Raw genomic sequence first — 23,044 nt, 5'->3', positions numbered from 1 at the left:
GCCTGCAAACTTAACGATAAATCGCGTTATGGAACGGACTTAACGCCAGAATAACGGCCTGGTGGTAAACGCCTGAACGCGTAAGCTTGCCACCCGTAAAGACGCCAATCGCCCCCTCTTTACGACCAATTTCATCAATGCCGGTGTAGTGCGACATTACCGGCCCCAGCGCCTCACCCGCGCGGACTTTCTCCAGTATGACTTCCGGCAGCGGCAGCGTGGCAGAACGCGCTTCGCCGCGCTGCTCACGGCTTTCGATGACAACCCAGCTGAAGGTCGCCCCTTCGTCGATGCCTGCTTCAATCGCGACCCAGAAGTCAGCGTCTGGCGCGGCGGCTTTTGCATTAGCCACGCGATTTCGTGCGCCAGCGCGTGTTTCCTCGCTGCCAAACGGCTGTTCCGGCACACCGCTCTCGACGCCGACGGCGTCAATATGGCAGGATCCTTCGCCGAAGATCTCTTCAAATGCCCTTAGAATTGCCTGAATTTTGGCAGGATTGGTGGTAGCAGAGACAACATGGTGCATAATTAAGCTCGATTTAAAAAATTCATCGCAGTATAACGGAAAAAAAGCATGTTACAGGTATACCTTGTTCGCCACGGTGAAACGCAGTGGAACGCCGAGCGACGTATTCAAGGCCAGTCAGACAGTCCTCTCACCGACAAAGGTGTGCAGCAAGCGTGGCAGGTGGCGGAGCGCGCCAGAACGCTGGGTATCACTCACGTCATCTCCAGTGATTTAGGCCGCACGCAGCAGACGGCACGCATCATCGCCGATGCCTGTGGCTGCGACGTGACCCTCGAACCGCGTCTGCGCGAGCTGAATATGGGCGTGCTGGAAAAACGTCCTATCGATACGCTGACGGAAACCGAAGAAGGCTGGCGCCGCACGCTGGTGAACGGCACTGAAGATGGTCGCATCCCTGAAGGGGAATCCATGCAGGAGCTGAGCGTGCGCATGCATGCCGCGCTGGCCGAGTGCCTGAAACTCCCGGCAGGTAGCCGACCGCTGCTGGTAAGCCACGGTATCGCGCTGGGTTGCCTGGTGAGCACCATTCTGGGACTGCCGGCTTACGCCGAACGCCGTTTGCGTCTGCGCAACTGTTCCATTTCCCGTATCGACTATCAGGAAAGTGCCTGGCTGGCATCGGGGTGGGTAGTTGAGATGGCAGGGGACATTTCGCATCTTGATGCCCCTGCACTGGATGAGTTGCAGCGTTAACGACGTACCGGAATCAGGAATTCCATACGCAGATTGATAGGGCCTTCTTCCGGTTTAGCATCTTGCGCCGGATAGTAGCGCTCAATGTCCTGACCTTTACGGCGATTCAGATTCAGCATCGGCATGCAGGTCCCGTAAACGGTCAGGATGAACTCCTGAACGCCCGTTCCTAAACCTTCGTATGAGAACATTACATACTCGCCGCCTTCCAGCACGACAGGCTTCGAGCCATGAATGTAACCGTTCGCCATGTCAGGCGTCAGCGCCGTGGTATAGAACACCTCCTGCTCGTCGTCTTTTTCCTGGCTGGGATGCGTTTCGTTCAGGCCATACAGAATCGGCGGGATCGCCGGAGCATGGCTTAAAAATTCGCGCCAGAACTGAACGCGCATCTGATGGCGGAACTCGGAGATCTGCTCCAGGGAACAGGAGTAGCTCTGCGTGGTGCCGACCAGGTGCGTTTCCGGCAGGGTGATGATTTCATATTTTGGCATCGCAAACTCGCCCAGACGCAGCGGCGGACGCATACCAAAGGAGCTCCAGTCCGGCGAGCGGCGATAAAGCGCTGGCGTTAACGAGAACTGTTTTTTAAAGGCGCGGGTGAAGGTTTGCTGTGAATCGAAGCGATATTGCAGGGCAATATCCAGGATTGGTCGCGCGGTCAGGCGCAACGCGACAGCAGACTTTGATAAACGACGTGCGCGAATATAGGCACCGATAGCATGACCGGTGACATCCTTGAACATCCTTTGCAGATGCCACTTGGAATAGCCTGCTTTTGCCGCCACATTATCCAGTGACAAAGGCTGGTCGAGATGACCTTCCAGCCAGGTGAGCAGGTCGCGAATAATTCCAGCCTGATCCATATACTATCCTCATCCTTAAAACTGCCGCAGGTGCCTGTTTACAGGTTAGCGGATAATAGCATTTTTTGACGTTTTAGCATTCAGTGTTTTTTTTGCGCATAAATGCTTTTTGTAGTGATTTATGTGCGGATATATTCTAATCCTGTGATCTTGCTACATTTTTATCTAACCTGTTGAATAATCGCTCAGCGTAATTTTTATGAATGGTAACAATATGAAATACAAGGTTTTAGTCTTTACAGCACTGGCGCTGATGGCAGGGCGCGTGGCACAGGCGGAGCAAATTGGCTCCGTGGATACTGTGTTTAAAATGTTTGGGCCGGACCACAAAATTGTGGTGGAAGCCTTTGACGATCCGGACGTTAAAAACGTCACCTGCTATGTCAGCCGGGCAAAGACCGGCGGGATTAAAGGCGGCCTGGGGCTGGCTGAAGACACGTCTGACGCGGCCATCTCCTGCCAGCAGGTTGGCCCGGTGGAATTGAGTGATAAAATCAAAAACGGCAAAGCGCAGGGCGACGTCGTATTCCAGAAACGGACCTCGCTGGTGTTCAAAAAGCTACAGGTAGTCCGTTTTTATGACGCGAAGCGTAACACCCTGGCTTATCTGGCTTATTCCGACAAAGTCGTGGACGGCTCACCGAAAAACGCAATAAGCGCGGTACCGATTATGCCGTGGCATTGATAAAAAAAACGGCGCAAATGCGCCGTTTTTTACTGCGTGACGGGAGAATTACTCCTGGAGGTCACCGCAGAAACGATAGCCTTCACCATGGATCGTGGCGATGATTTCCGGCGTATCCGGCGTAGATTCGAAGTGCTTACGAATACGGCGGATGGTTACGTCAACGGTACGATCGTGTGGCTTCAACTCACGACCGGTCATTTTCTTCAGCAGTTCTGCACGGGACTGAATCTTGCCCGGGTTCTCGCAGAAGTGCAGCATCGCGCGGAATTCACTGCGCGGCAGTTTGTACTGCTCACCGTTCGGGCTAATCAGCGAACGGCTATTGATATCAAGTTCCCAGCCGTTGAATTTGTAGCTGTCGACGCTACGACGCTCTTCACTTACCGTACCCAGATTCATGGTGCGGGACAGCAGGTTGCGTGCACGAATGGTTAACTCGCGAGGGTTGAACGGCTTGGTGATGTAGTCATCCGCGCCGATTTCCAGACCAAGAATTTTATCAACCTCGTTGTCACGGCCCGTAAGGAACATCAACGCGACGTTCGCCTGTTCACGCAGTTCGCGCGCCAGAAGAAGCCCGTTTTTGCCCGGCAGGTTGATATCCATAATCACCAGGTTGATATCATTTTCAGAAAGGATCTGATGCATCTCTGCGCCATCGGTCGCTTCAAAGACATCGTAGCCTTCTGCTTCGAAAATGCTCTTTAACGTGTTGCGTGTTACCAACTCGTCTTCAACGATAAGAATGTGCGGGGTCTGCATGTTTGCTACCTAAATTGCCAACTAAATCGAAACAGGAAGTACAAAAGTCCCTGACCTGCCTGATGCATGTCGCAAATTAACATGATCGGCTTAACGTGACTAAAGTACGTAATTGCGTTCTTGATGCACTTTCCATCAACGTCAACAACATCATTAGCTTGGTCGTGGGTACTTTCCCTTTGGACCCGACAGTGTCAAAAACGGCTGTCATCCTAACCATTTTAACAGCAACATAACAGGCTAAGTGACACCGGACACCCAATAAAACTACGCTTCGTTGACATATATCAAGTTCAATTGTAGCACGTTAACAGTTTGATGAAATCATCGTAGCTGAATGCTAGCCTTTGTCACAATTTTTCAATAAACCAACTAGTTGCGGACATTGATTGATAAACGGTACGAATCCAATCAGAAAAGAGTATTCATATGGTCATTATCATTACAAAACATAAGGATAATGGACTTCTGTTAACATTCTAACTGATTGTTCAGCCACAAAATAGTTTAGCTTTTTTTAATTGTTATGAAACGCTATTTCGGTGATTTGTGTTGCAAAATTGTAAATTCGTGCTGCGTAATATGTTGAACTGAATCACATTTTTACCTGCTAACTGATTAAAAAGAGAGCGTAAATGCATCTGTCGATTGTGCTGGTGGCACCAGCAAGAGCTGAAAATATTGGCGCTGCGGCGCGTGCCATGAAGACTATGGGGTTTACCGATTTGCGTATTGTGGACAGCACGGCGCATCTGGAGCCTGCTGCGCGCTGGGTGGCGCACGGTTCGGGTGATATTCTCGATAATATAACCACTTACGCTACGCTCGCCGACGCACTCCACGATATTTCGTTTACCGTCGCGACGACCGCGCGCAGCCGGGCTAAGTTTCACTATTACGCCACGCCTGCTGAACTGGTGCCGATGCTGGAAGAGAAAAGCCAGTGGCTGGAGAAAGCCGCGCTGGTGTTTGGGCGAGAAGATTCCGGGCTGACTAACGAAGAGCTGGAGCTGGCTGACGTGCTGACGGGCGCGCCGATGGTGGCGGATTATCCGTCACTCAATCTGGGGCAGGCGGTGATGGTCTATTGCTATCAATTAGCATCCTTAATACAAATTTCTCAGCCACCGGTGACAGTTTCGGATGAAAACCAGCTGGCGGCACTGCGTGTTCGTGCAGATAACCTTCTTGAGCAGTTGGGCGTCGCTGACGATCAAAAAATGGTGGACTGGTTACAGCAGCGCCTGGGGCGTCTTGAGCAGCGCGACACGGCAATGCTGCACCGATTGCTTCATGATATTGAAAAAAAATTAGCCGAGTAAAATAGTGTCATAGGTTTTTATTATGGCCGATCCTGCTGATGTCTGGGGTTGCATCTGGGTTATTCCGATGAAAATAAATCTGCCCGCAGTGGGACGTGAGAATGTCCCGAATTGTGATCGAATTAAAAATTCATTGACTTAAGGGGCTCGATCCTTTAACCCTAAAAGAATAGAGCACAGACAGATAATAATGACAGAGTACACAACATCCATGAAACGCATCAGCATCACCACCATTACTACAACCATCATCATTACCACAGGTAACGATGCGGGCTGACGCGTACAGGAAAAACAGAAAAAAGCCCGCACCTGAACAGTGCGGGCTTTTTTTTCGGCTAAAGGAAATGAGGTAGAACCATGCGAGTGTTGAAGTTCGGCGGTACGTCAGTGGCAAATGCAGAACGTTTTCTGCGTGTTGCCGATATCCTGGAAAGCAACGCCAGGCAGGGGCAGGTTGCCACCGTGCTCTCTGCCCCGGCCAAAATCACGAACCACCTGGTGGCGATGATTGAAAAAACCATCGGTGGTCAGGATGCACTACCGAACATCAGCGACGCCGAGCGTATCTTTGCCGATCTGCTTCAGGGGCTGGCCGACGCCCAGCCTGGTTTCCCGCTGGCGCAGCTGAAAAGCACCGTTGAACTTGAATTTGCCCAGATTAAACACGTTCTTCACGGTATCAGCCTGCTTGGTCAGTGCCCGGACAGCATCAACGCGGCGCTGATTTGCCGGGGTGAAAAACTCTCTATCGCCATCATGGCAGGCGTGCTGGAAGCGCGCGGTCACCACGTGACGGTCATCGATCCGGTTGAAAAACTGCTGGCTGTGGGCCACTACCTTGAATCCACCGTCGACATTGCCGAGTCGACACGCCGTATTGCGGCGAGCAAAATCCCGTCTGACCATATGATCCTGATGGCAGGCTTTACCGCCGGTAACGAGAAGGGCGAACTGGTGGTGCTGGGGCGTAACGGCTCTGACTACTCCGCCGCCGTGCTGGCGGCCTGCTTACGCGCGGACTGCTGTGAGATCTGGACTGACGTCGACGGCGTTTATACCTGCGATCCGCGCCAGGTACCGGACGCCAGGCTGCTGAAGTCGATGTCGTACCAGGAAGCGATGGAGCTTTCCTACTTCGGCGCTAAAGTTCTTCACCCGCGTACCATCTCCCCGATTGCCCAGTTCCAAATCCCTTGCCTGATTAAGAATACCGGTAACCCTCAGGCGCCGGGCACGCTGATTGGCGCCAGCGCGGATGAAGATGAACTGCCGGTGAAAGGCATTTCTAACCTCAATAACATGGCGATGTTCAGCGTCTCCGGCCCGGGGATGAAGGGCATGGTCGGCATGGCGGCACGCGTATTTGCCGCTATGTCCCGCAACGGGATCTCCGTGGTGCTGATCACGCAGTCTTCTTCCGAATACAGCATCAGCTTCTGCGTTCCGCAGGGTGATTGCCTGCGTGCCCGTCGCGCGCTGGAAGAAGAGTTCTATCTGGAGCTGAAAGAAGAGCTGCTGGAGCCGCTCTCGATTCAGGAGCGTCTGGCGATTATCTCGGTGGTCGGCGACGGCATGCGCACCCTGCGCGGTATCTCCGCCAAATTCTTTGCCGCGCTGGCGCGGGCTAATATCAATATCGTGGCGATTGCCCAGGGCTCATCAGAGCGTTCCATTTCCGTTGTCGTGGATAACGATGACGCCACTACCGGCGTGCGCGTGGTGCATCAGATGCTGTTCAACACCGACCAGGTGATTGAGCTGTTCCTGGTGGGCGTCGGTGGTGTCGGTGGCGCGCTGCTGGAGCAGGTGAAGCGCCAGCAGGAGTGGCTTAAGAAGAAACATATCGATTTGCGCGTTTGCGGCATTGCGAACTCGAAAGCGTTGCTGACTAACGTCCACGGTCTGAATCTGGAAAACTGGCAGGCGGAGCTGGAAGAGGCGAAAGAGCCATTTAACCTGGGCCGCCTGATCCGCCTGGTGAAAGAATATCACCTGCTTAACCCGGTGATTGTTGACTGTACCTCCAGCCAGGCGGTGGCCGATCAGTACGCCGACTTCCTGCGCGAAGGGTTCCACGTGGTGACGCCGAACAAAAAGGCCAACACCTCGTCGATGGATTACTATCACCAGCTGCGGCTGGCGGCGAGTAAGTCGCGCCGTAAGTTTCTGTATGACACCAACGTGGGCGCGGGCCTGCCGGTCATCGAGAACCTGCAAAACCTGCTGAACGCGGGCGACGAACTACAGCGTTTCTCCGGCATCCTCTCCGGCTCCCTGTCGTTTATCTTCGGCAAGCTGGACGAAGGGATGAGCTTGTCGGAAGCCACCCACGCCGCGCGCGAGCTGGGCTACACCGAGCCGGATCCGCGCGACGACCTCTCCGGCATGGACGTGGCGCGTAAGCTGCTGATCCTGGCGCGCGAAACTGGCCGCGAGCTGGAGCTTTCGGATATCGTGATTGAGCCGGTGCTGCCAGCAGAATTTGATGACAGCGGTGACGTCAGCGCCTTTATGGCCAGGTTGCTGCAGCTTGACGACGCCTTTGCCGCACGCGTTGCGAAAGCCCGTGATGAAGGTAAGGTATTGCGCTATGTTGGCAACATTGAAGAAGACGGCGTCTGCCGGGTGAAGATTGCCGAAGTGGATGGCAACGATCCGCTGTACAAGGTGAAAAACGGCGAGAACGCCCTGGCGTTCTACAGCCATTATTATCAGCCACTGCCGCTGGTGCTTCGCGGCTATGGCGCAGGGAATGATGTGACGGCGGCGGGCGTGTTTGCCGATCTGCTGCGTACCCTGTCATGGAAGTTAGGAGTTTAAGATGGTTAAAGTATATGCCCCGGCTTCCAGCGCCAATATGAGCGTCGGATTTGACGTGCTGGGCGCGGCGGTCACGCCGGTGGACGGTTCGCTGCTGGGCGATACGGTTACGGTTGAGGCGGCAGAGCGCTTCAGCCTGAATAACATCGGCCGCTTCGCCAGTAAGCTGCCGTCTGAACCGCGCGAGAATATCGTTTATCAGTGCTGGGAACGCTTCTGTCAGGAGATCGGCAAAAACGTGCCGGTCGCCATGACGCTGGAAAAGAGCATGCCGATTGGTTCGGGGCTGGGCTCGAGCGCCTGCTCGGTGGTCGCTGCGCTGGTGGCGATGAATGAGCATTGCGGCAAGCCGCTGAACAACAGCCGTCTGCTGGCGCTGATGGGCGAGCTGGAAGGGCGCATCTCCGGCAGCATTCATTATGATAACGTGGCGCCGTGCTTCCTTGGCGGCATGCAGCTGATGATTGAAGAAAATGGCATCATCAGCCAGCAGGTGCCAGGGTTTGATGAGTGGCTGTGGGTGCTGGCCTATCCGGGCATTAAAGTGTCTACCGCCGAAGCGCGTGCGATCCTGCCGGCGCAGTATCGTCGTCAGGACTGTATCGCCCACGGGCGGCATCTGGCGGGCTTTATTCACGCCTGCTACACCCGTCAGCCGCAGCTGGCGGCGAAACTGATGAAAGACGTCATTGCCGAGCCATATCGCACGAAGCTGCTGCCGGGCTTTAACGAAGCGCGACAGGCATCCATGGATATCGGCGCACAGGCGTGCGGCATCTCCGGCTCCGGCCCGACGCTGTTCGCCTTATGCGACAAGCCAGACACCGCGCAGCGCGTGGCGGACTGGCTCTCTAAACACTACCTGCAAAATCAGGAAGGCTTTGTTCATATTTGCCGTCTGGACACGGCTGGCGCACGAGTACTGGGATAACGAATGAAACTCTACAATCTTAAAGATCATAACGAGCAGGTCAGCTTCGCGCAGGCGGTAACGCAGGGGCTTGGCAAAAATCAGGGGCTGTTCTTCCCCCACGACCTGCCGGAATTTCAGCTGACCGAAATCGATGAGCTGCTGAAGCAGGACTTTGTCACCCGCAGCACCAAAATTCTGTCTGCCTTTATCGGCGACGAAATCCCGCAGGAGCTGCTCGAAGAACGCGTGCGTGCGGCGTTTGCTTTCCCGGCGCCGGTGAAGCAGGTGGCGCCTGACGTTGGTTGTCTGGAGCTGTTCCACGGTCCGACGCTGGCGTTCAAAGATTTCGGCGGTCGCTTTATGGCGCAGATGCTGACCCACATCAGCGGCGACAAACCGGTGACCATTCTTACCGCGACTTCAGGCGATACCGGAGCGGCGGTGGCCCATGCGTTCTACGGCCTGAAAAACGTCCGCGTGGTGATCCTCTATCCGAAAGGCAAAATCAGCCCGCTTCAGGAAAAACTGTTCTGCACCCTTGGGGGCAACATTGAAACCGTGGCGATCGACGGCGATTTCGATGCCTGTCAGGCGCTAGTGAAGCAGGCCTTCGATGACGAAGAGCTGAAGGCGGCGCTGGGGCTGAACTCTGCCAACTCCATCAACATCAGCCGTCTGCTGGCGCAGATCTGCTACTACTTCGAAGCGGTGGCGCAGCTGCCGCAGGACGCGCGCAATCAGCTGGTGGTTTCCGTGCCAAGTGGGAACTTCGGCGACCTGACGGCAGGCCTGCTGGCGAAATCACTCGGCCTGCCGGTGAAGCGCTTTATCGCCGCCACCAACGCCAACGACACCGTGCCGCGTTTCCTGAAGGACGGAAAATGGGCGCCGAACGCGACTCAGGCCACGCTCTCCAATGCGATGGATGTGTCACAGCCTAACAACTGGCCGCGTGTGGAAGAGCTGTTCCGCCGTAAGGTCTGGCGTCTGGGCGATCTGGGTTACGCAGCGGTGACGGACGAAACCACTAAAGCCACCATGCGCGAGCTGAAAGCGGTGGGCTATACCTCTGAGCCGCACGCGGCGATTGCCTATCGTGCCCTGCGCGATCAGCTTCAACCGGGTGAGTATGGTCTGTTCCTCGGCACCGCCCATCCGGCCAAGTTCAAAGAGAGCGTGGAAGCGATCCTGGGGGAAACGCTGCCGCTACCAAAAGAGCTGGCCGATCGCGCCGACCTGCCGCTGCTGTCTCATGAGCTGCCCGCAGACTTTGCCGCGCTGCGTAAGCTGATGATGACCCGAGCGTGATTGTGCTGCCCGGTGGCGGCTTCGCCTTACCGGGCCTACAACGGCGAACTCATCGTAGGCCGGGTAAGCGCAGCGCCACCCGGCTTTTTTGTGAAGAAATTAAGGAGAAAAACAGCAGGAAAAAAGCAGAAATTCCCAATAAATGCGGTCACTTAGCGTTTAGGATTGCAGAGAATAACATCCCCCGTCCCCATCACGTACTCTCCTTACATCGGCCCACGTTGGGCAAGAAGAATAAGGAGTCACCTATGTCTACACTGAAACCTGCACTTATCGCGCTTTCACTGATGCTGCTCGCTCCCATGGCGGTGCAGGCAGCTGAGATCACCCTCGTGCCAGCGGTAAAACTGCAAATTGGCGATCGGGATAATAACGGGCACTACTGGGATGGCGGCCGCTGGCGCGACCATGACTGGTGGAAAGCGCACTATGACTGGCGCGATAACCACTGGCGTCCGCACGATGAACATCGCGATCGTGACGATCACCACCGTCATGACGAGCGCCGCCCGGGCCCGGACCGGAAGCACCATTAACACAAACCCCGCCAGCTGGCGGGGTTGTCTTTTTATTGCTCGTGACGCTTAAACACCAGCTCGTTTTTTCCTGACGATGCCTCGTCGAAAAAATACCCTTCACTGTTAAAGCCAGTGAGCTGCTCTGGCTTCGTCAGGCGGTTTTGAATGATGAAGCGGCTCATCAGACCGCGCGCTTTTTTGGCGTAGAAGCTGATCACTTTAAATTTGCCGTTTTTCTCGTCGAGGAATATCGGCTTGATAATGTCCGCATCCAGCTTCTTCGGCTTCACCGATTTGAAGTACTCATCGGAGGCCAGGTTGATCACCACGTTGTCCCCCTGGGCTTGCAGCGCCGCGTTAAGCTTGTCGGTAATGACATCGCCCCAGAACTGGTACAGATCTTTGCCTTTGGCGTTTTCCAGGCGGATACCCATCTCCAGACGATACGGCTGCATCAGATCCAGCGGGCGCAGCACCCCGTACAGGCCGGATAACATGCGCAGATGCTGCTGGGCAAAATCGAAATCGGCTTCGCTAAACGTTTCTGCTTGCAGGCCAGTGTAGACGTCACCTTTGAAGGCCAACAGCGCCTGGCGGGCGTTGGCGGGCGTGAAGTCAGGCTGCCACTCATGAAAACGGGTGGCATTCAGGTCGGCGAGTTTATCGCTGATGCTCATCAGCGAAGCGATTTGCGGAGCCGAAAGCTTACGCGCCTCGTGGATCAGCTGTTGCGAGTAGTCCAGCAATTCCGGCTGGGTATAACGCTCAGTGGCGAGCGGGCTCTGGTAGTCGAGCGTTTTGGCAGGTGAAATCAGAATCAGCATATCCAGTCCTTGCAGGAAATTTAGAGCGACTTTAACAAAAAATCGCCCTGAATTGATCGATAGCTGTTATTGCCGCGGCAAATCATCCCAGGTGCCAGGGGCAATTTGTGACTCGATTTCGGGATAGCGTGAGGCGTCAAAGACGGGCTGTACGCCGAGCTTGCGCTGACGCAGATAATCGCGCGCGATCAGCGCCACAACCGGTGAAAGCAGCAAAATGGCCGTCAGGTTCGTGATGGCCATCAGCGCCATAATGACGTCCGCTATTTGCCAGATCATCGGCATGCTGAGCAGGCAACCTACAAACACCATCGCCAGCACGCCCGCGCGAAGGATGTTGCGGGCCAGACGCGAGTCAACTTTCAGGAAGATAAGGTTGTTTTCGGCATAGATATAGTTCACCGCAATGGAACTAAAGGCAAAAAGTCCCACGACAAGTGCGACAAGGCCCGCGCCCCAGCCGCCGACGAGGGAGACCAGCGCCTGTTGTACCAAATGAATGCCTGCCGTACTACCGGACGGTTGTTCAGCGGCACCGGCCAGCAGCATTATCATCGCGCTGGCGGAGCAGATAACAATGGTGTCTGTGAAGACGCCAATCATCTGTACAATGCCCTGCGCGGCGGGATGTGGGGGCCAGGATGCGGCCGCTGCGGCGGCATTCGGCGTGGAGCCCATTCCCGCTTCGTTGGAGAACATACCCCGCTGAAAACCCGCAGTGAGTGCCTGGCTAAGGGTGTAACCCAGCGCGCCGGAAGCCGCTTCGCGCCAGCCGAACGCGCTTTGGAAAATGGTGACGATGACGTTCGGCACCTCGTCGATATGTATCGCGCATACCATCAGGCTGGTGGACACCCACAGCAGCGCCATCAGCGGAACCAACCACTGCATCAGGCGGGCAACCCCTTTGAGCCCGGTCACAATGGTCAGCAGAGTGAGAAGGGCAAGCGCGCCGCCCGTCAGCCACTCCGGACAATTGAAGGCAAAGCGCAGCGCGTGGGCGACGGAATTTGCCTGAACGGTATTGAAAATAAGGCCATAGGCAATCAGCAAAAAGATCGAGAACAGAACGCCCATCCAGCGCATTCCCAGCCCGCGAGCCATATACCAGGCGGGACCGCCGCGAAACTGACCTTTGCCGTCTTTTTCTTTGTAGAGTTGCGCAAGCGAGCATTCAGCAAAGGAGGTGGCCATACCGATAATCGCCGTCACCCACATCCAGAATACCGCGCCCGGACCGCCCGCGCCGATCGCCAGCGCGACACCGGCCAGGTTACCGCTGCCGACGCGCGCGGCCAGGCTGGTACAGAGCGCCTGAAACGAGGTCAGGCCGCCCGGCTGTGGGGTGACGCTGTTTTTCAGACTTCTGCCAAATTTGCGGATATAGCGAAACTGAATCAGACCGCTGCGCCACGTAAACCAGATACCTGCTCCTGAAAGCAGGTATATCATGATCGAACCCCAGAGGACTTCGTTGATAAAGAAAAAGAAATCAGGCACTAACGTCCCTCTTGTTGATGCCAAAGTGAATATGTAAGCGCTACCACTGATTGTGCATGCTGTTACTTAGCAGCCTGTTAATATTCTGAGTTTATCATACTCTGCCTAAGCGCACTGTCTGCGGTTGCGCTGCCTCTCACTCGTGTTATCATCAGGGCAGACCGGTTACATCCCCCTAACAAGTAAACCTGTCATTTTTCCGCTGCTGGCAAGCTGTCGGTAGTGTGAATTATCCAGGGCACGTTAAAAGAGAAACACTATCATGACGGATAAATTGACCTCCCTTCGTCAGTTCACCACTGTCGTCGCTGACACCGGAGATATCGCGGCAATGAAGCTGTACCAGCCGCAGGATGCCACAACCAACCCTTCTCTGATCCTTAACGCCGCGCAGATCCCTGAGTATCGCAAACTGATCGACGAGGCGGTGACCTGGGCAAAAGCACAGAGCAATGACCGCGCGCAGCAGGTTGTGGATGCTACTGACAAACTGGCAGTGAACATCGGTCTGGAAATCCTGAAGCTCGTTCCTGGCCGTATCTCTACCGAAGTTGATGCTCGCCTGTCCTACGACACCGAAGCGTCTATCGCAAAAGCAAAACGCCTGATCAAACTGTACAACGATGCGGGCATCAGCAATGACCGTATCCTGATCAAACTGGCGTCTACCTGGCAGGGCATCCGCGCTGCTGAGCAGCTGGAAAAAGAAGGCATCAACTGTAACCTGACTCTGCTGTTCTCCTTCGCGCAGGCGCGTGCATGTGCCGAAGCTGGCGTATACCTGATTTCTCCGTTCGTGGGCCGTATTCTGGACTGGTACAAAGCCAACACCGACAAGAAAGAGTACGCGGCGTCTGAAGATCCAGGCGTGATTTCAGTGACTGAAATCTACGAATACTACAAACAGCACGGCTATGAGACCGTTGTTATGGGCGCAAGCTTCCGTAACGTCGGCGAAATCATCGAGCTGGCTGGCTGTGACCGCCTGACCATCGCTCCTGCGCTGCTGAAAGAGCTGGCAGAAAGCGAAGGTGCTATCGAGCGTAAACTGTCCTACACCGGCGAAGTGAAAGCACGCCCTGAGCGCATCACCGAGTCCGAGTTCCTGTGGCAGCACAACCAGGATCCAATGGCCGTAGATAAACTGGCGGACGGTATCCGTAAGTTTGCTATCGACCAGGAAAAACTGGAAAAAATGATCGGCGACCTGCTGTAATCATTCTGCGTGACCGGGTTCCCGGTCACGCGTCTTTCCCCCGCCTCTGTCTGAATTTTCTCTCTGCGTGTATCATTCCCTTTAATCAGTACTTTTTGAATGGAATGGATATGAATACCTTACGCATCGGCTTAGTGTCGATTTCTGACCGCGCCTCCAGCGGTGTTTATCAGGATAAAGGCATCCCTGCTCTGGAAGCGTGGCTGGGCAGCGCGCTCACTACCCCGTTTGAGATCCAGACTCGCCTGATCCCGGACGAGCAGCCGATCATCGAGCAAACCCTGTGTGAACTGGTGGATGAGATGAGCTGCCACCTGGTGCTGACGACGGGCGGAACCGGCCCCGCGCGCCGCGATGTAACGCCGGACGCGACGCTGGCTATCGCCGATCGTGAAATGCCTGGCTTCGGTGAGCAGATGCGCCAGATCAGTCTACACTTTGTCCCGACGGCCATTCTTTCCCGTCAGGTCGGGGTGATCCGCAAACAGGCGCTGATCCTGAACCTGCCGGGGCAGCCGAAGTCGATAAAAGAGACGTTGGAAGGGGTAAAAGCCGAGGACGGCAGCGTTATCGTCCACGGTATCTTTGCAAGTGTACCGTATTGTATACAACTGCTTGACGGTCCGTATGTGGAAACTGACGGCAACGTGGTAGCAGCATTTCGCCCTAAAAGCGCTCGCCGCGAAACAATCTCCTGAAATTCTTTAAAATGTGACATTAGCGCCAGCCGCGGTAGCGTGTAAATGGATTTACGATATAGTAATTTTTTCTTTACGATTGCTGTAAAAAATAATCCACAACACATGCACAATGGTTCGCTATGTCACATAACACCCGACCTCTGAATCGACAGGACTACAAAACCCTCACGCTCGCTGCCCTGGGCGGCGCGCTGGAGTTTTACGACTTCATCATCTTTGTCTTCTTCGCCGCCGTTGTGGGGGCGCTGTTTTTCCCGGCGGATATTCCGGAATGGCTGCGTCAGGTACAAACCTTCGGCATTTTCGCTGCCGGCTATCTGGCGCGTCCGCTGGGCGGCATTGTCATGGCGCACTTTGGCGATCTGGTCGGGCGCAAGAAGATGTTTACCCTCAGCATCCTGCTTATGGCCGTGCCGACGCTGGCGATTGGGCTTTTGCCTACCTATGAGTCGATGGGCATTATCGCCCCGTTATTGCTGCTGCTGATGCGTATTCTCCAGGGCGCGGCCATCGGCGGGGAAGTGCCGGGCGCCTGGGTGTTTGTCGCTGAGCACGTCCCGGTGCGCCGCATCGGCATTGCGTGCGGAACGCTGACCGCAGGGCTGACGATCGGGATCCTGCTTGGCTCCGTGGTTGCAACCATCATCAATACCAGCATGACGCAACAGGCCGTTCACGACTGGGGCTGGCGTATACCGTTCCTGCTGGGCGGGGCGTTTGGGCTGGTGGCAATGTACCTGCGACGCTGGTTGCAGGAGACGCCAATATTTCTGGAAATGCAGCAGCGGAAGGCGCTGGCGCAAGAACTGCCGGTGAAAACCGTAGTAGTGCGGCATAAAAAAGCGGTAGTGGTATCGATGCTTCTGACCTGGCTGCTGTCTGCGGGGATCGTGGTGGTCATTTTGATGTCACCGGTCTGGCTGCAAAAACAGTACGGTTTTGCGCCTGCCGTGACGTTACAGGCGAACAGTATCGCGACAATTATGCTCTGCTTTGGTTGTCTGGCCGCCGGGCTGGCGGCGGATCGTTTCGGCGCAAGCGCGACCTTTATTGTCGGCAGTTTGCTTCTGGCCGCGTCGAGCTGGGCATTTTATCATCTTGCGGGCACCCATCCTGAACAGCTGTTCCTGCTATACGGTGTCGTCGGGCTGTGCGTGGGCGTCGTTGGCGCCGTACCGTACGTAATGGTCCGCGCCTTCCCGCCGGAGGTACGCTTCACTGGGATCTCTTTCTCTTATAATGTCTCGTATGCCATTTTCGGTGGGCTGACCCCGATTGTGGTGACGGTGTTGATGGGGGTGTCACCCCTTGCACCTGCGTGGTACGTGCTGGCGTTATCGCTGATGGGACTGGTTTTGGGGGGGTGGCTTCGCCAGTCAGAGGGACGTCGTGCCCGCGACGCGGGCACGACAGAGGGATCAGTGTTTTTCACCAATCGGTAGAATGGTGCGGTCGAACTGCTCGTTCAGCACTTCACCCATGGCCAGGTAGATTGCGCTTGCGCCGCAAACCAGACCTACCCAGCCGGCAACGTGAACGATGCCTTCGTTATCCGCCAGGTGACCGATGGCCAGCAGAGCGAACAGTACGGTCAGGCTCAGGAAGACGAATTGCAGTGCGCGGTTCGCCTTAAGGGTACCGAAGAACATGAACAGGGTGAACACGCCCCACAGTCCCAGGTACACGCCCAGGAAATGGGCGTTTGCCGCCTCTGCCAGGCCCATTTTAGGCATCAGCAGAATTGCGACCAGAGTCAGCCAGAAGGAACCGTAAGAGGTAAAGGCGGTTAAGCCGAAGGTGTTGCCTTTCTTATATTCCAGCAGGCCCGCAAAGATCTGTGCGATACCGCCGTAAAAAATGCCCATCGCCAGGATAATGCCGTCCATCGGGAACATCCCGATATTGTGCAGGTTCAGCAGAATGGTGGTCATGCCAAAACCCATCAGGCCCAGCGGAGCCGGATTAGCCAACTTAGTGTTGCCCATAAGTCCTCAAAAAAATCATCATTAATATGGTGAAATGGTTAAACCCGCGCCAGTTCTACCTGACGGGGCGCGGCATCATAATGGGCGGCATCGACGCCGTCTATGATCTCACCGGGGGGAAATTAAAAAATTTTTTATCGTTCCCCCTTGATGGATGCCGTTGTGACCCCATCTTGTAAGCAACCGCAGTGTGTGGACCTGAAAAAAATCAAATCTGGGCAGTTGAAAAAGCACGTTCTGCCCTTATTACAGGTACACAACCACATGTTGACTGAATTTTTAGTGGAGACGTTTAGATGGGTAAAATTATTGGTATCGACCTGGGTACTACCAACTCTTGTGTAGCGATTATGGATGGCACTACTGCACGTGTGCTGGAGAACGCCGAGGGCGATCGCACCACGCCTTCTATCATTGCTTATACCCAGGATGGTGAAACTCTGGTTGGTCAGCCGGCTAAACGTCAGGCCGTGACAAACCCGCAAAACACCCTGTTTGCGATCAAACGCCTGATTGGCCGCCGCTTCCAGGACGAAGAAGTTCAGCGTGACGTTTCCATCATGCCTTACAAAATCATCGCAGCCGATAACGGCGATGCATGGCTTGATGTGAAAGGCACCAAAACGGCACCTCCGCAGATCTCTGCTGAAGTGCTGAAGAAAATGAAGAAAACCGCGGAAGATTACCTGGGTGAACCGGTAACTGAAGCTGTTATCACCGTACCTGCTTACTTCAACGATGCTCAGCGTCAGGCAACCAAAGATGCTGGCCGTATCGCAGGTCTGGAAGTAAAACGTATCATCAACGAACCAACCGCAGCAGCACTGGCTTACGGTCTGGATAAAGAAGTTGGCAACCGTACTATCGCGGTTTACGACCTGGGTGGTGGTACCTTCGATATCTCTATTATCGAAATCGACGACGTTGACGGCGAAAAAACCTTCGAAGTTCTGGCAACCAATGGTGATACCCACCTGGGTGGTGAAGACTTCGATACCCGTCTGATCAACTACCTCGTTGACGAGTTCAAGAAAGATCAGGGCATTGACCTGCGTAACGACCCGCTGGCCATGCAGCGACTGAAAGAAGCCGCTGAGAAAGCGAAGATCGAGCTGTCTTCCGCTCAGCAGACCGACGTGAACCTGCCGTACATCACCGCAGACGCGACCGGTCCAAAACACATGAACATCAAAGTGACCCGTGCGAAACTGGAAAGCCTGGTAGAAGACCTGGTGAACCGTTCTATTGAGCCACTGAAAGTTGCATTGCAGGACGCTGGCCTGTCCGTGTCTGACATTCAGGACGTTATCCTGGTAGGTGGTCAGACTCGTATGCCAATGGTTCAGAAGAAAGTGGCTGAGTTCTTTGGTAAAGAGCCACGTAAAGACGTGAACCCGGACGAAGCGGTTGCTATCGGTGCTGCGGTTCAGGGTGGTGTTCTGACGGGTGAAGTAAAAGACGTACTGCTGCTGGACGTTACCCCGCTGTCTCTGGGTATCGAAACCATGGGTGGCGTGATGACTCCGCTCATCAACAAAAACACCACTATCCCGACGAAACACAGCCAGGTGTTCTCTACCGCTGAAGACAACCAGTCTGCGGTAACCATCCATGTGATTCAGGGTGAGCGTAAGCGCGCGGCGGATAACAAATCTCTGGGTCAGTTCAACCTGGACGGTATTAACCCGGCACCACGCGGCATGCCACAGATCGAAGTCACCTTCGACATCGATGCTGACGGTATCCTGCATGTGTCTGCGAAAGACAAAAATAGCGGTAAAGAGCAGAAGATTACCATCAAGGCATCTTCTGGCCTGAACGAAGCGGAAATCGAAAAAATGGTTCGTGATGCCGAAGCTAACGCGGAATCCGACCGTAAGTTCGAAGAGCTGGTTCAGACCCGTAACCAGGGTGACCATCTGCTGCACAGCACCCGTAAGCAGGTTGAAGAAGCGGGCGATAAACTGCCAGCGGAAGACAAAACTGCGATCGAAACTGCACTGAGCGCGCTGGAAACGTCTCTGAAAGGCGAAGACAAAGCGGACATCGAAGCGAAGATGCAGGAGCTGGCACAGGTTTCTCAGAAGCTGATGGAAATCGCTCAGCAGCAGCACGCACAGCAGCAGGCGGGCGCTGATGCTTCCCAGAACAACGCGAAAGACGACGATGTTGTCGACGCTGAGTTCGAAGAAGTGAAAGACAAAAAATAATCGCCCTGATGCAGGGTAAGTAATCGGCACGGGCGTAGGAGAATTCTCCACGCCCGTGCTCGCATGTTAAGGGGCTTAAAAAAACCAATGGCAAAGCAAGACTATTACGAGATTTTAGGCGTTCCGAAAACTGCGGAAGAGCGTGAAATCAAAAAGGCGTATAAGCGCCTGGCCATGAAATTCCACCCTGACCGTAATCAGGGTGACAAAGAGGCTGAAGCCAAATTTAAAGAGATTAAAGAAGCCTACGAAGTCCTGACCGATGCACAAAAACGTGCGGCCTATGATCAGTACGGTCACGCGGCCTTTGAACAGGGCGGCATGGGCGGCGGTGGATTTGGTGGCGGCGGCTTCGGCGGCGGCGCTGATTTCAGCGATATCTTTGGTGATGTATTTGGCGATATCTTCGGCGGCGGACGTGGTCGTCAGCGCGCGGCGCGCGGCGCAGACCTGCGCTACAACATGGAGCTGACGCTTGAAGAAGCGGTTCGCGGCGTCACCAAAGAGATCCGTATTCCGACGCTGGAAGAGTGTGACGTTTGCCACGGCAGCGGCGCGAAAGCGGGGACTCAGCCACAGACCTGCCCAACCTGTCACGGTTCCGGTCAGGTGCAGATGCGCCAGGGCTTCTTCGCGGTGCAGCAGGCCTGTCCGCACTGTCATGGTCGCGGTACGCTGATTAAAGATCCGTGCACCAAATGCCACGGTCACGGTCGCGTGGAGAAAACCAAAACGCTGTCCGTTAAGATCCCGGCAGGCGTGGATACGGGCGACCGCATCCGTCTGGCAGGTGAGGGTGAAGCCGGCGAGCACGGCGCACCGGCAGGCGATCTGTACGTTCAGGTTCAGGTGAAGCAGCACGCCATCTTCGAGCGTGAAGGTAACAACCTGTACTGTGAAGTGCCGATCAACTTTGCGATGGCGGCGCTGGGTGGCGAAATCGAAGTGCCGACGCTGGACGGTCGCGTTAACCTGAAAATCCCCGGCGAAACCCAGACCGGGAAGCTGTTCCGCATGCGCGGCAAAGGCGTTAAATCCGTTCGCGGTGGCGCGCAGGGTGACCTGTTATGCCGCGTGGTCGTGGAAACGCCGGTCGGCCTGAACGATAAGCAGAAACAGCTGCTGAAAGAGCTTCAGGAGAGTTTTGGTGGCCCGACGGGTGAGAAAAACAGTCCGCGCTCCAAAAGCTTCTTCGATGGCGTCAAAAAATTCTTCGACGATTTAACCCGCTAACCCGCTAGCTGGTTACTATCCTTTAAAGCCCGGAAGCAATTCCGGGCTTTTTGTTTATAGCGTTATTCCTCGGTTAAACTGAATATATACCCAATATTAATCTGTTTTTACCGATCTGTTTGCGCTGATATTATGGTTTTACCGAGGTATTGTTGTAAAAGAGAGTTTAAACGTGAAATTACTACACCGTTTCTTTAGCAGTGAGGCATCCGGCGGCGTCATCCTGATTATTGCTGCTGCGGCCGCTATGCTGCTCGCCAATATGGGCATGACGCGCGATCTCTATCACGCATTTCTGGAAACGCCCGTCGAGCTGAAAGTCGGGGCGCTGGAAATTAACAAGAACATGCTGCTGTGGATCAACGATGCGCTGATGGCGGTGTTCTTCCTGCTGGTGGGTCTGGAGGTTAAACGTGAGCTGGTGATCGGTTCGCTTGCCAGCCGTCAGCGCGCGGCGTTTCCGGTGATCGCGGCGATTGGCGGGATGATCGTTCCGGCGTTGCTCTTTCTCGCGTTTGCGTGGCAGGATCCGGTTGCGCGTGACGGCTGGGCGATCCCGGCTGCAACGGATATCGCGTTTGCGCTCGGGGTCTTAGCCTTGCTCGGTAGCCGCGTCCCGGTAGCACTGAAAATTTTCCTGATGGCGCTGGCGATTATCGATGATCTGGGCGCTATCGTGATTATCGCGCTGTTCTACACCAGCGATCTGTCGGTTCTGTCGCTGAGCGTGGCGGCCGTGGCTATTGTGGTGCTGGCCTTGCTGAACGTCTTCAACGTCCGACGTACGGGTATTTATATTCTGGTGGGCATGGTGCTGTGGACGGCGGTGCTGAAGTCTGGCGTGCATGCCACGCTGGCGGGCGTCATCGTTGGCTTCTTTATTCCGCTGAAGGAGCAGGACGGCAAATCGCCAGCCAGACAGCTGGAGCATGTGCTTCATCCGTGGGTGGGCTTTATGATCCTGCCGCTGTTTGCGTTTGCCAACGCGGGAGTTTCCCTGGCCGGGGTTACCATGGACGGACTCACCTCCGTGCTGCCGCTGGGTATCATCGCCGGTCTGTTTATCGGTAAGCCGCTGGGTATCAGCCTGTTCTGCTGGCTGGCGCTGAAGCTGAAGCTGGCGTCATTGCCAAACGGGACCACCTTTAGCCAGATTATGGCCGTCGGCGTGCTGTGCGGTATTGGATTCACCATGTCGATCTTTATCTCGACGCTGGCGTTTGGCGCAAACGCGCCTGAGCTTATCGTCTGGGCAAAACTCGGCATTCTCATCGGGTCATTACTGGCCGCAGTCATTGGTTATACCTTGTTGAAGGTGAAATTGTCCGGACAGGCTGTCCAGGCATAACAGGAAACCGGGAGAAGGGAAGCCTTCTCCCGATAAACTATCAGGGAGTGAAAACGTGATGTCTCATTTGAACTATAACCATCTCTATTACTTCTGGCATGTCTACAAGCAGGGCTCGGTCGTGGGTGCCGCAGAGGCGCTCTACCTGACGCCACAGACTATCACCGGGCAAATCAAAGCCCTGGAAGAGCGCTTGCAGGGAAAGCTTTTTAAGCGGAAAGGGCGTGGCATTGAGCCGAGCGAGCTGGGTGAACTGGTATTCCGCTATGCGGACAAGATGTTCACCCTGAGCCAGGAGATGCTGGATATCGTCAACTACCGCAAAGAGTCTAACCTGCTTTTTGACGTGGGGGTGGCGGATGCGCTGTCCAAACGGCTGGTGAGTGGCGTGCTGGATGCGGCGGTGGTGGAAGATGAACAGATCCATTTACGCTGCTTTGAGTCCACTCACGAGATGCTGCTGGAACAGCTGAGCCAGCATAAGCTGGATATGATTATTTCGGATTGCCCTATCGATTCCACGCAGCAGGAAGGCTTGTTCTCGGTGAAAATTGGCGAATGCGGCGTCAGTTTCTGGTGCATCAATCCGCCACCGGAAAAACCGTTTCCTGCCTGCCTGGAAGAGCGCCGCTTGCTGGTGCCGGGTCGGAGGTCCATGCTCGGACGGAAGCTGCTGAACTGGTTTAACTCGCAGGGGCTGAACGTAGAAATTCTCGGTGAGTTCGACGATGCGGCGCTGATGAAAGCCTTTGGCGAAGCGCATAACGCTATCTTCGTTGCTCCGACGCTGTACGCGCACGATCTCTATTCAGACGACAAAATAACCGAGATCGGCAGGGTGGATAACGTGATGGAAGAGTATCACGCCATATTCGCCGAAAGGATGATTCAGCACCCGGCGGTGCAGCGAATCTGCAATCGCGACTATTCGGCGCTTTTTACGCCGCCGGCAATCTGAAGACATAAAAAAACCCGCGTTAAGCGGGTTCTTTCAAACAAGCAACAACAAGTGGCGATTAAGCCAGTTTGTTGATCTGCGCGGTCAGGTTTGCTTTATGACGCGCTGCTTTGTTTTTGTGGATCAGACCTTTAGCAGCCTGACGATCCACGATTGGTTGCATTTCGTTAAATGCGTTCTGCGCTGCAGCTTTGTCGCCAGCTTCGATAGCTGCGTATACTTTCTTGATGAAAGTACGCATCATAGAGCGACGGCTTGCATTGTGCTTACGAGCCTTTTCAGACTGAACGGCACGTTTCTTAGCTGATTTGATATTAGCCAAGGTCCAACTCCCAAATATGATCTATGTGGACAATTCAAAGGCCGAGGAATATGCCCTCTATACCTTCTTTTGTCAATGGATTTGTGCAAATAAGCGCCGTTAATGTGGCGACGCTACGTTACGTAGTGATGGCGCAGGATTCTACCAGCTTGTCGTTCGTGAATACAGCTTTTCGGCGTAAAAATCGCAGTTCGCGGACAGATTTTTTTGCTGCGAAAGGTCAGCGTGATGAAATCATACGGCTTTCTGTTTAGCGTGAACAATCGCCGGTTAACCTTAACCGCTGTACAAGGTATACTTTGGCGATTTTCACTGTTTTGAGCCA

At 54.8% G+C, this 23,044-nt stretch carries 23 protein-coding genes, 1 pseudogene and 1 other annotated feature; of the genes and pseudogenes, 17 read left to right on the top strand and 7 right to left on the bottom strand.

Annotation, left to right across the window (positions count from 1 at the left end; genetic code table 11):
* Positions 1 to 10: 10 nt before the first annotated feature.
* Positions 11 to 526 (bottom strand): inosine/xanthosine triphosphatase, encoded by a 516-nt coding sequence (gene yjjX, locus H2Z33_RS04720; protein ID WP_015572619.1) that lies wholly within the window; start codon positions 524 to 526, stop codon positions 11 to 13.
* A gap of 48 nt (positions 527 to 574) precedes the next feature.
* On the opposite strand from yjjX, the gene gpmB reads away from it, so the two are divergent.
* Entirely contained in the window at positions 575 to 1,222 is a 648-nt protein-coding gene (gene gpmB / locus H2Z33_RS04715; RefSeq protein ID WP_032671448.1) for a 2,3-diphosphoglycerate-dependent phosphoglycerate mutase GpmB, read from the top strand.
* On the opposite strand, the gene robA is transcribed toward gpmB, so the two are convergent.
* Positions 1,219 to 2,088, bottom strand: coding sequence for an MDR efflux pump AcrAB transcriptional activator RobA (gene robA, locus H2Z33_RS04710; RefSeq protein ID WP_003856504.1), 870 nt, complete (start codon positions 2,086 to 2,088; stop codon positions 1,219 to 1,221). The two genes, gpmB and robA, sit on opposite strands and share 4 nt — an antisense overlap.
* A gap of 214 nt (positions 2,089 to 2,302) precedes the next feature.
* On the opposite strand from robA, the gene creA reads away from it, so the two are divergent.
* Entirely contained in the window at positions 2,303 to 2,773 is a 471-nt protein-coding gene (creA, locus tag H2Z33_RS04705) for a protein CreA (protein WP_032103047.1), read from the top strand.
* A gap of 48 nt (positions 2,774 to 2,821) precedes the next feature.
* Here creA and arcA read toward each other — a convergent pair whose 3' ends face one another.
* Entirely contained in the window at positions 2,822 to 3,538 is a 717-nt protein-coding gene (gene arcA / locus H2Z33_RS04700; RefSeq protein ID WP_003856501.1) for a two-component system response regulator ArcA, read from the bottom strand.
* A 95-nt stretch (positions 3,539 to 3,633) separates the two neighbouring features.
* On the opposite strand from arcA, the gene yjjY reads away from it, so the two are divergent.
* The 7 genes from yjjY to H2Z33_RS04665 all read left to right on the top strand — a co-directional run bounded on the left by yjjY (position 3,634) and on the right by H2Z33_RS04665 (position 10,440).
* On the top strand, positions 3,634 to 3,774 hold the full coding sequence (gene yjjY / locus H2Z33_RS04695; RefSeq protein WP_001541509.1) for a protein YjjY: 141 nt from the start codon (positions 3,634 to 3,636) through the stop codon (positions 3,772 to 3,774).
* A gap of 399 nt (positions 3,775 to 4,173) precedes the next feature.
* A complete protein-coding gene (locus H2Z33_RS04690) occupies positions 4,174 to 4,860 on the top strand; it encodes a tRNA/rRNA methyltransferase (protein ID WP_017383824.1) in 687 nt (228 codons plus the stop codon).
* 211 nt (positions 4,861 to 5,071) lie between these two features.
* A complete protein-coding gene (gene thrL, locus H2Z33_RS04685; RefSeq protein ID WP_015572623.1) occupies positions 5,072 to 5,140 on the top strand; it encodes a thr operon leader peptide in 69 nt (22 codons plus the stop codon).
* Positions 5,079 to 5,196: a sequence feature (Thr leader region), on the top strand. (Overlaps the previous gene by 62 nt.)
* Before the next feature lie 24 nt (positions 5,197 to 5,220).
* The gene (gene thrA, locus H2Z33_RS04680; RefSeq protein WP_063135023.1) at positions 5,221 to 7,683 is read left to right on the top strand and encodes a bifunctional aspartate kinase/homoserine dehydrogenase I; all 2,463 of its coding nucleotides are present in this window, start codon (positions 5,221 to 5,223) and stop codon (positions 7,681 to 7,683) included.
* A gap of 1 nt (position 7,684) precedes the next feature.
* Complete coding sequence (gene thrB / locus H2Z33_RS04675) at positions 7,685 to 8,614, top strand: homoserine kinase (RefSeq protein ID WP_022650380.1); 930 nt, start codon at positions 7,685 to 7,687, stop codon at positions 8,612 to 8,614.
* Between the two features lie 3 nt (positions 8,615 to 8,617).
* Positions 8,618 to 9,904 (top strand): threonine synthase, encoded by a 1,287-nt coding sequence (thrC, locus tag H2Z33_RS04670; protein ID WP_063136074.1) that lies wholly within the window; start codon positions 8,618 to 8,620, stop codon positions 9,902 to 9,904.
* A gap of 248 nt (positions 9,905 to 10,152) precedes the next feature.
* On the top strand, positions 10,153 to 10,440 hold the full coding sequence (locus tag H2Z33_RS04665) for a DUF2502 domain-containing protein (RefSeq protein WP_063135025.1): 288 nt from the start codon (positions 10,153 to 10,155) through the stop codon (positions 10,438 to 10,440).
* A gap of 32 nt (positions 10,441 to 10,472) precedes the next feature.
* Here H2Z33_RS04665 and yaaA read toward each other — a convergent pair whose 3' ends face one another.
* Positions 10,473 to 11,246 (bottom strand): peroxide stress protein YaaA, encoded by a 774-nt coding sequence (gene yaaA, locus H2Z33_RS04660; protein WP_047637712.1) that lies wholly within the window; start codon positions 11,244 to 11,246, stop codon positions 10,473 to 10,475.
* Between the two features lie 66 nt (positions 11,247 to 11,312).
* Positions 11,313 to 12,746 carry an alanine/glycine:cation symporter family protein gene (locus H2Z33_RS04655; RefSeq protein ID WP_047637710.1) on the bottom strand — a complete coding sequence of 478 codons (1,434 nt, stop codon included), beginning with the start codon at positions 12,744 to 12,746 and terminating at the stop codon, positions 11,313 to 11,315.
* Positions 12,747 to 13,008: 262 nt separating this feature from the next.
* Between H2Z33_RS04655 and tal the strand changes: the two genes are divergently transcribed.
* The 3 genes from tal (at position 13,009) to H2Z33_RS04640 (ending at position 16,105) form a co-directional block, all read left to right on the top strand.
* A complete protein-coding gene (gene tal, locus H2Z33_RS04650) occupies positions 13,009 to 13,962 on the top strand; it encodes a transaldolase (protein WP_003856481.1) in 954 nt (317 codons plus the stop codon).
* A gap of 110 nt (positions 13,963 to 14,072) precedes the next feature.
* Positions 14,073 to 14,660, top strand: a complete 588-nt coding sequence (gene mog / locus H2Z33_RS04645; RefSeq protein WP_003856479.1) for a molybdopterin adenylyltransferase — start codon at positions 14,073 to 14,075, stop codon at positions 14,658 to 14,660.
* A gap of 122 nt (positions 14,661 to 14,782) precedes the next feature.
* Positions 14,783 to 16,105: an MFS transporter gene (locus H2Z33_RS04640; RefSeq protein ID WP_033486730.1), complete on the top strand. Its 1,323-nt coding sequence runs from the start codon at positions 14,783 to 14,785 to the stop codon at positions 16,103 to 16,105.
* On the opposite strand, the gene satP is transcribed toward H2Z33_RS04640, so the two are convergent.
* Positions 16,082 to 16,648 carry an acetate uptake transporter gene (satP, locus tag H2Z33_RS04635; protein ID WP_003856474.1) on the bottom strand — a complete coding sequence of 189 codons (567 nt, stop codon included), beginning with the start codon at positions 16,646 to 16,648 and terminating at the stop codon, positions 16,082 to 16,084. The two genes, H2Z33_RS04640 and satP, sit on opposite strands and share 24 nt — an antisense overlap.
* A gap of 296 nt (positions 16,649 to 16,944) precedes the next feature.
* Here satP and dnaK point away from each other — a divergent pair, with 296 nt between their 5' ends.
* The 4 genes from dnaK to nhaR all read left to right on the top strand — a co-directional run bounded on the left by dnaK (position 16,945) and on the right by nhaR (position 22,397).
* Positions 16,945 to 18,858, top strand: a complete 1,914-nt coding sequence (gene dnaK / locus H2Z33_RS04630; protein WP_006810169.1) for a molecular chaperone DnaK — start codon at positions 16,945 to 16,947, stop codon at positions 18,856 to 18,858.
* An 87-nt stretch (positions 18,859 to 18,945) separates the two neighbouring features.
* Complete coding sequence (dnaJ, locus tag H2Z33_RS04625; RefSeq protein ID WP_014830600.1) at positions 18,946 to 20,091, top strand: molecular chaperone DnaJ; 1,146 nt, start codon at positions 18,946 to 18,948, stop codon at positions 20,089 to 20,091.
* A 172-nt stretch (positions 20,092 to 20,263) separates the two neighbouring features.
* On the top strand, positions 20,264 to 21,439 hold the full coding sequence (gene nhaA, locus H2Z33_RS04620) for a Na+/H+ antiporter NhaA (RefSeq protein WP_033486732.1): 1,176 nt from the start codon (positions 20,264 to 20,266) through the stop codon (positions 21,437 to 21,439).
* Between the two features lie 58 nt (positions 21,440 to 21,497).
* Positions 21,498 to 22,397 (top strand): transcriptional activator NhaR, encoded by a 900-nt coding sequence (gene nhaR, locus H2Z33_RS04615; protein ID WP_003856462.1) that lies wholly within the window; start codon positions 21,498 to 21,500, stop codon positions 22,395 to 22,397.
* 58 nt (positions 22,398 to 22,455) lie between these two features.
* Here the strand turns inward: nhaR and rpsT are convergent, their stop codons facing one another.
* Positions 22,456 to 22,719 carry a 30S ribosomal protein S20 gene (rpsT, locus tag H2Z33_RS04610; RefSeq protein WP_003856458.1) on the bottom strand — a complete coding sequence of 88 codons (264 nt, stop codon included), beginning with the start codon at positions 22,717 to 22,719 and terminating at the stop codon, positions 22,456 to 22,458.
* Positions 22,720 to 22,834: 115 nt separating this feature from the next.
* On the opposite strand from rpsT, the pseudogene H2Z33_RS23370 reads away from it, so the two are divergent.
* A pseudogene (locus H2Z33_RS23370) lies at positions 22,835 to 23,040 on the top strand (DUF2575 domain-containing protein); the annotation flags it as partial.
* Positions 23,041 to 23,044 lie beyond the last annotated feature (4 nt).

Source organism: Enterobacter sp. YSU (assembly GCF_016082135.1).
Classification (GTDB): Bacteria; Pseudomonadota; Gammaproteobacteria; order Enterobacterales; family Enterobacteriaceae; genus Enterobacter; species Enterobacter hormaechei_C.
Note: the sequence above shows the minus strand (reverse complement) of the source record. Positions and strands in the feature narration are given on the sequence as shown.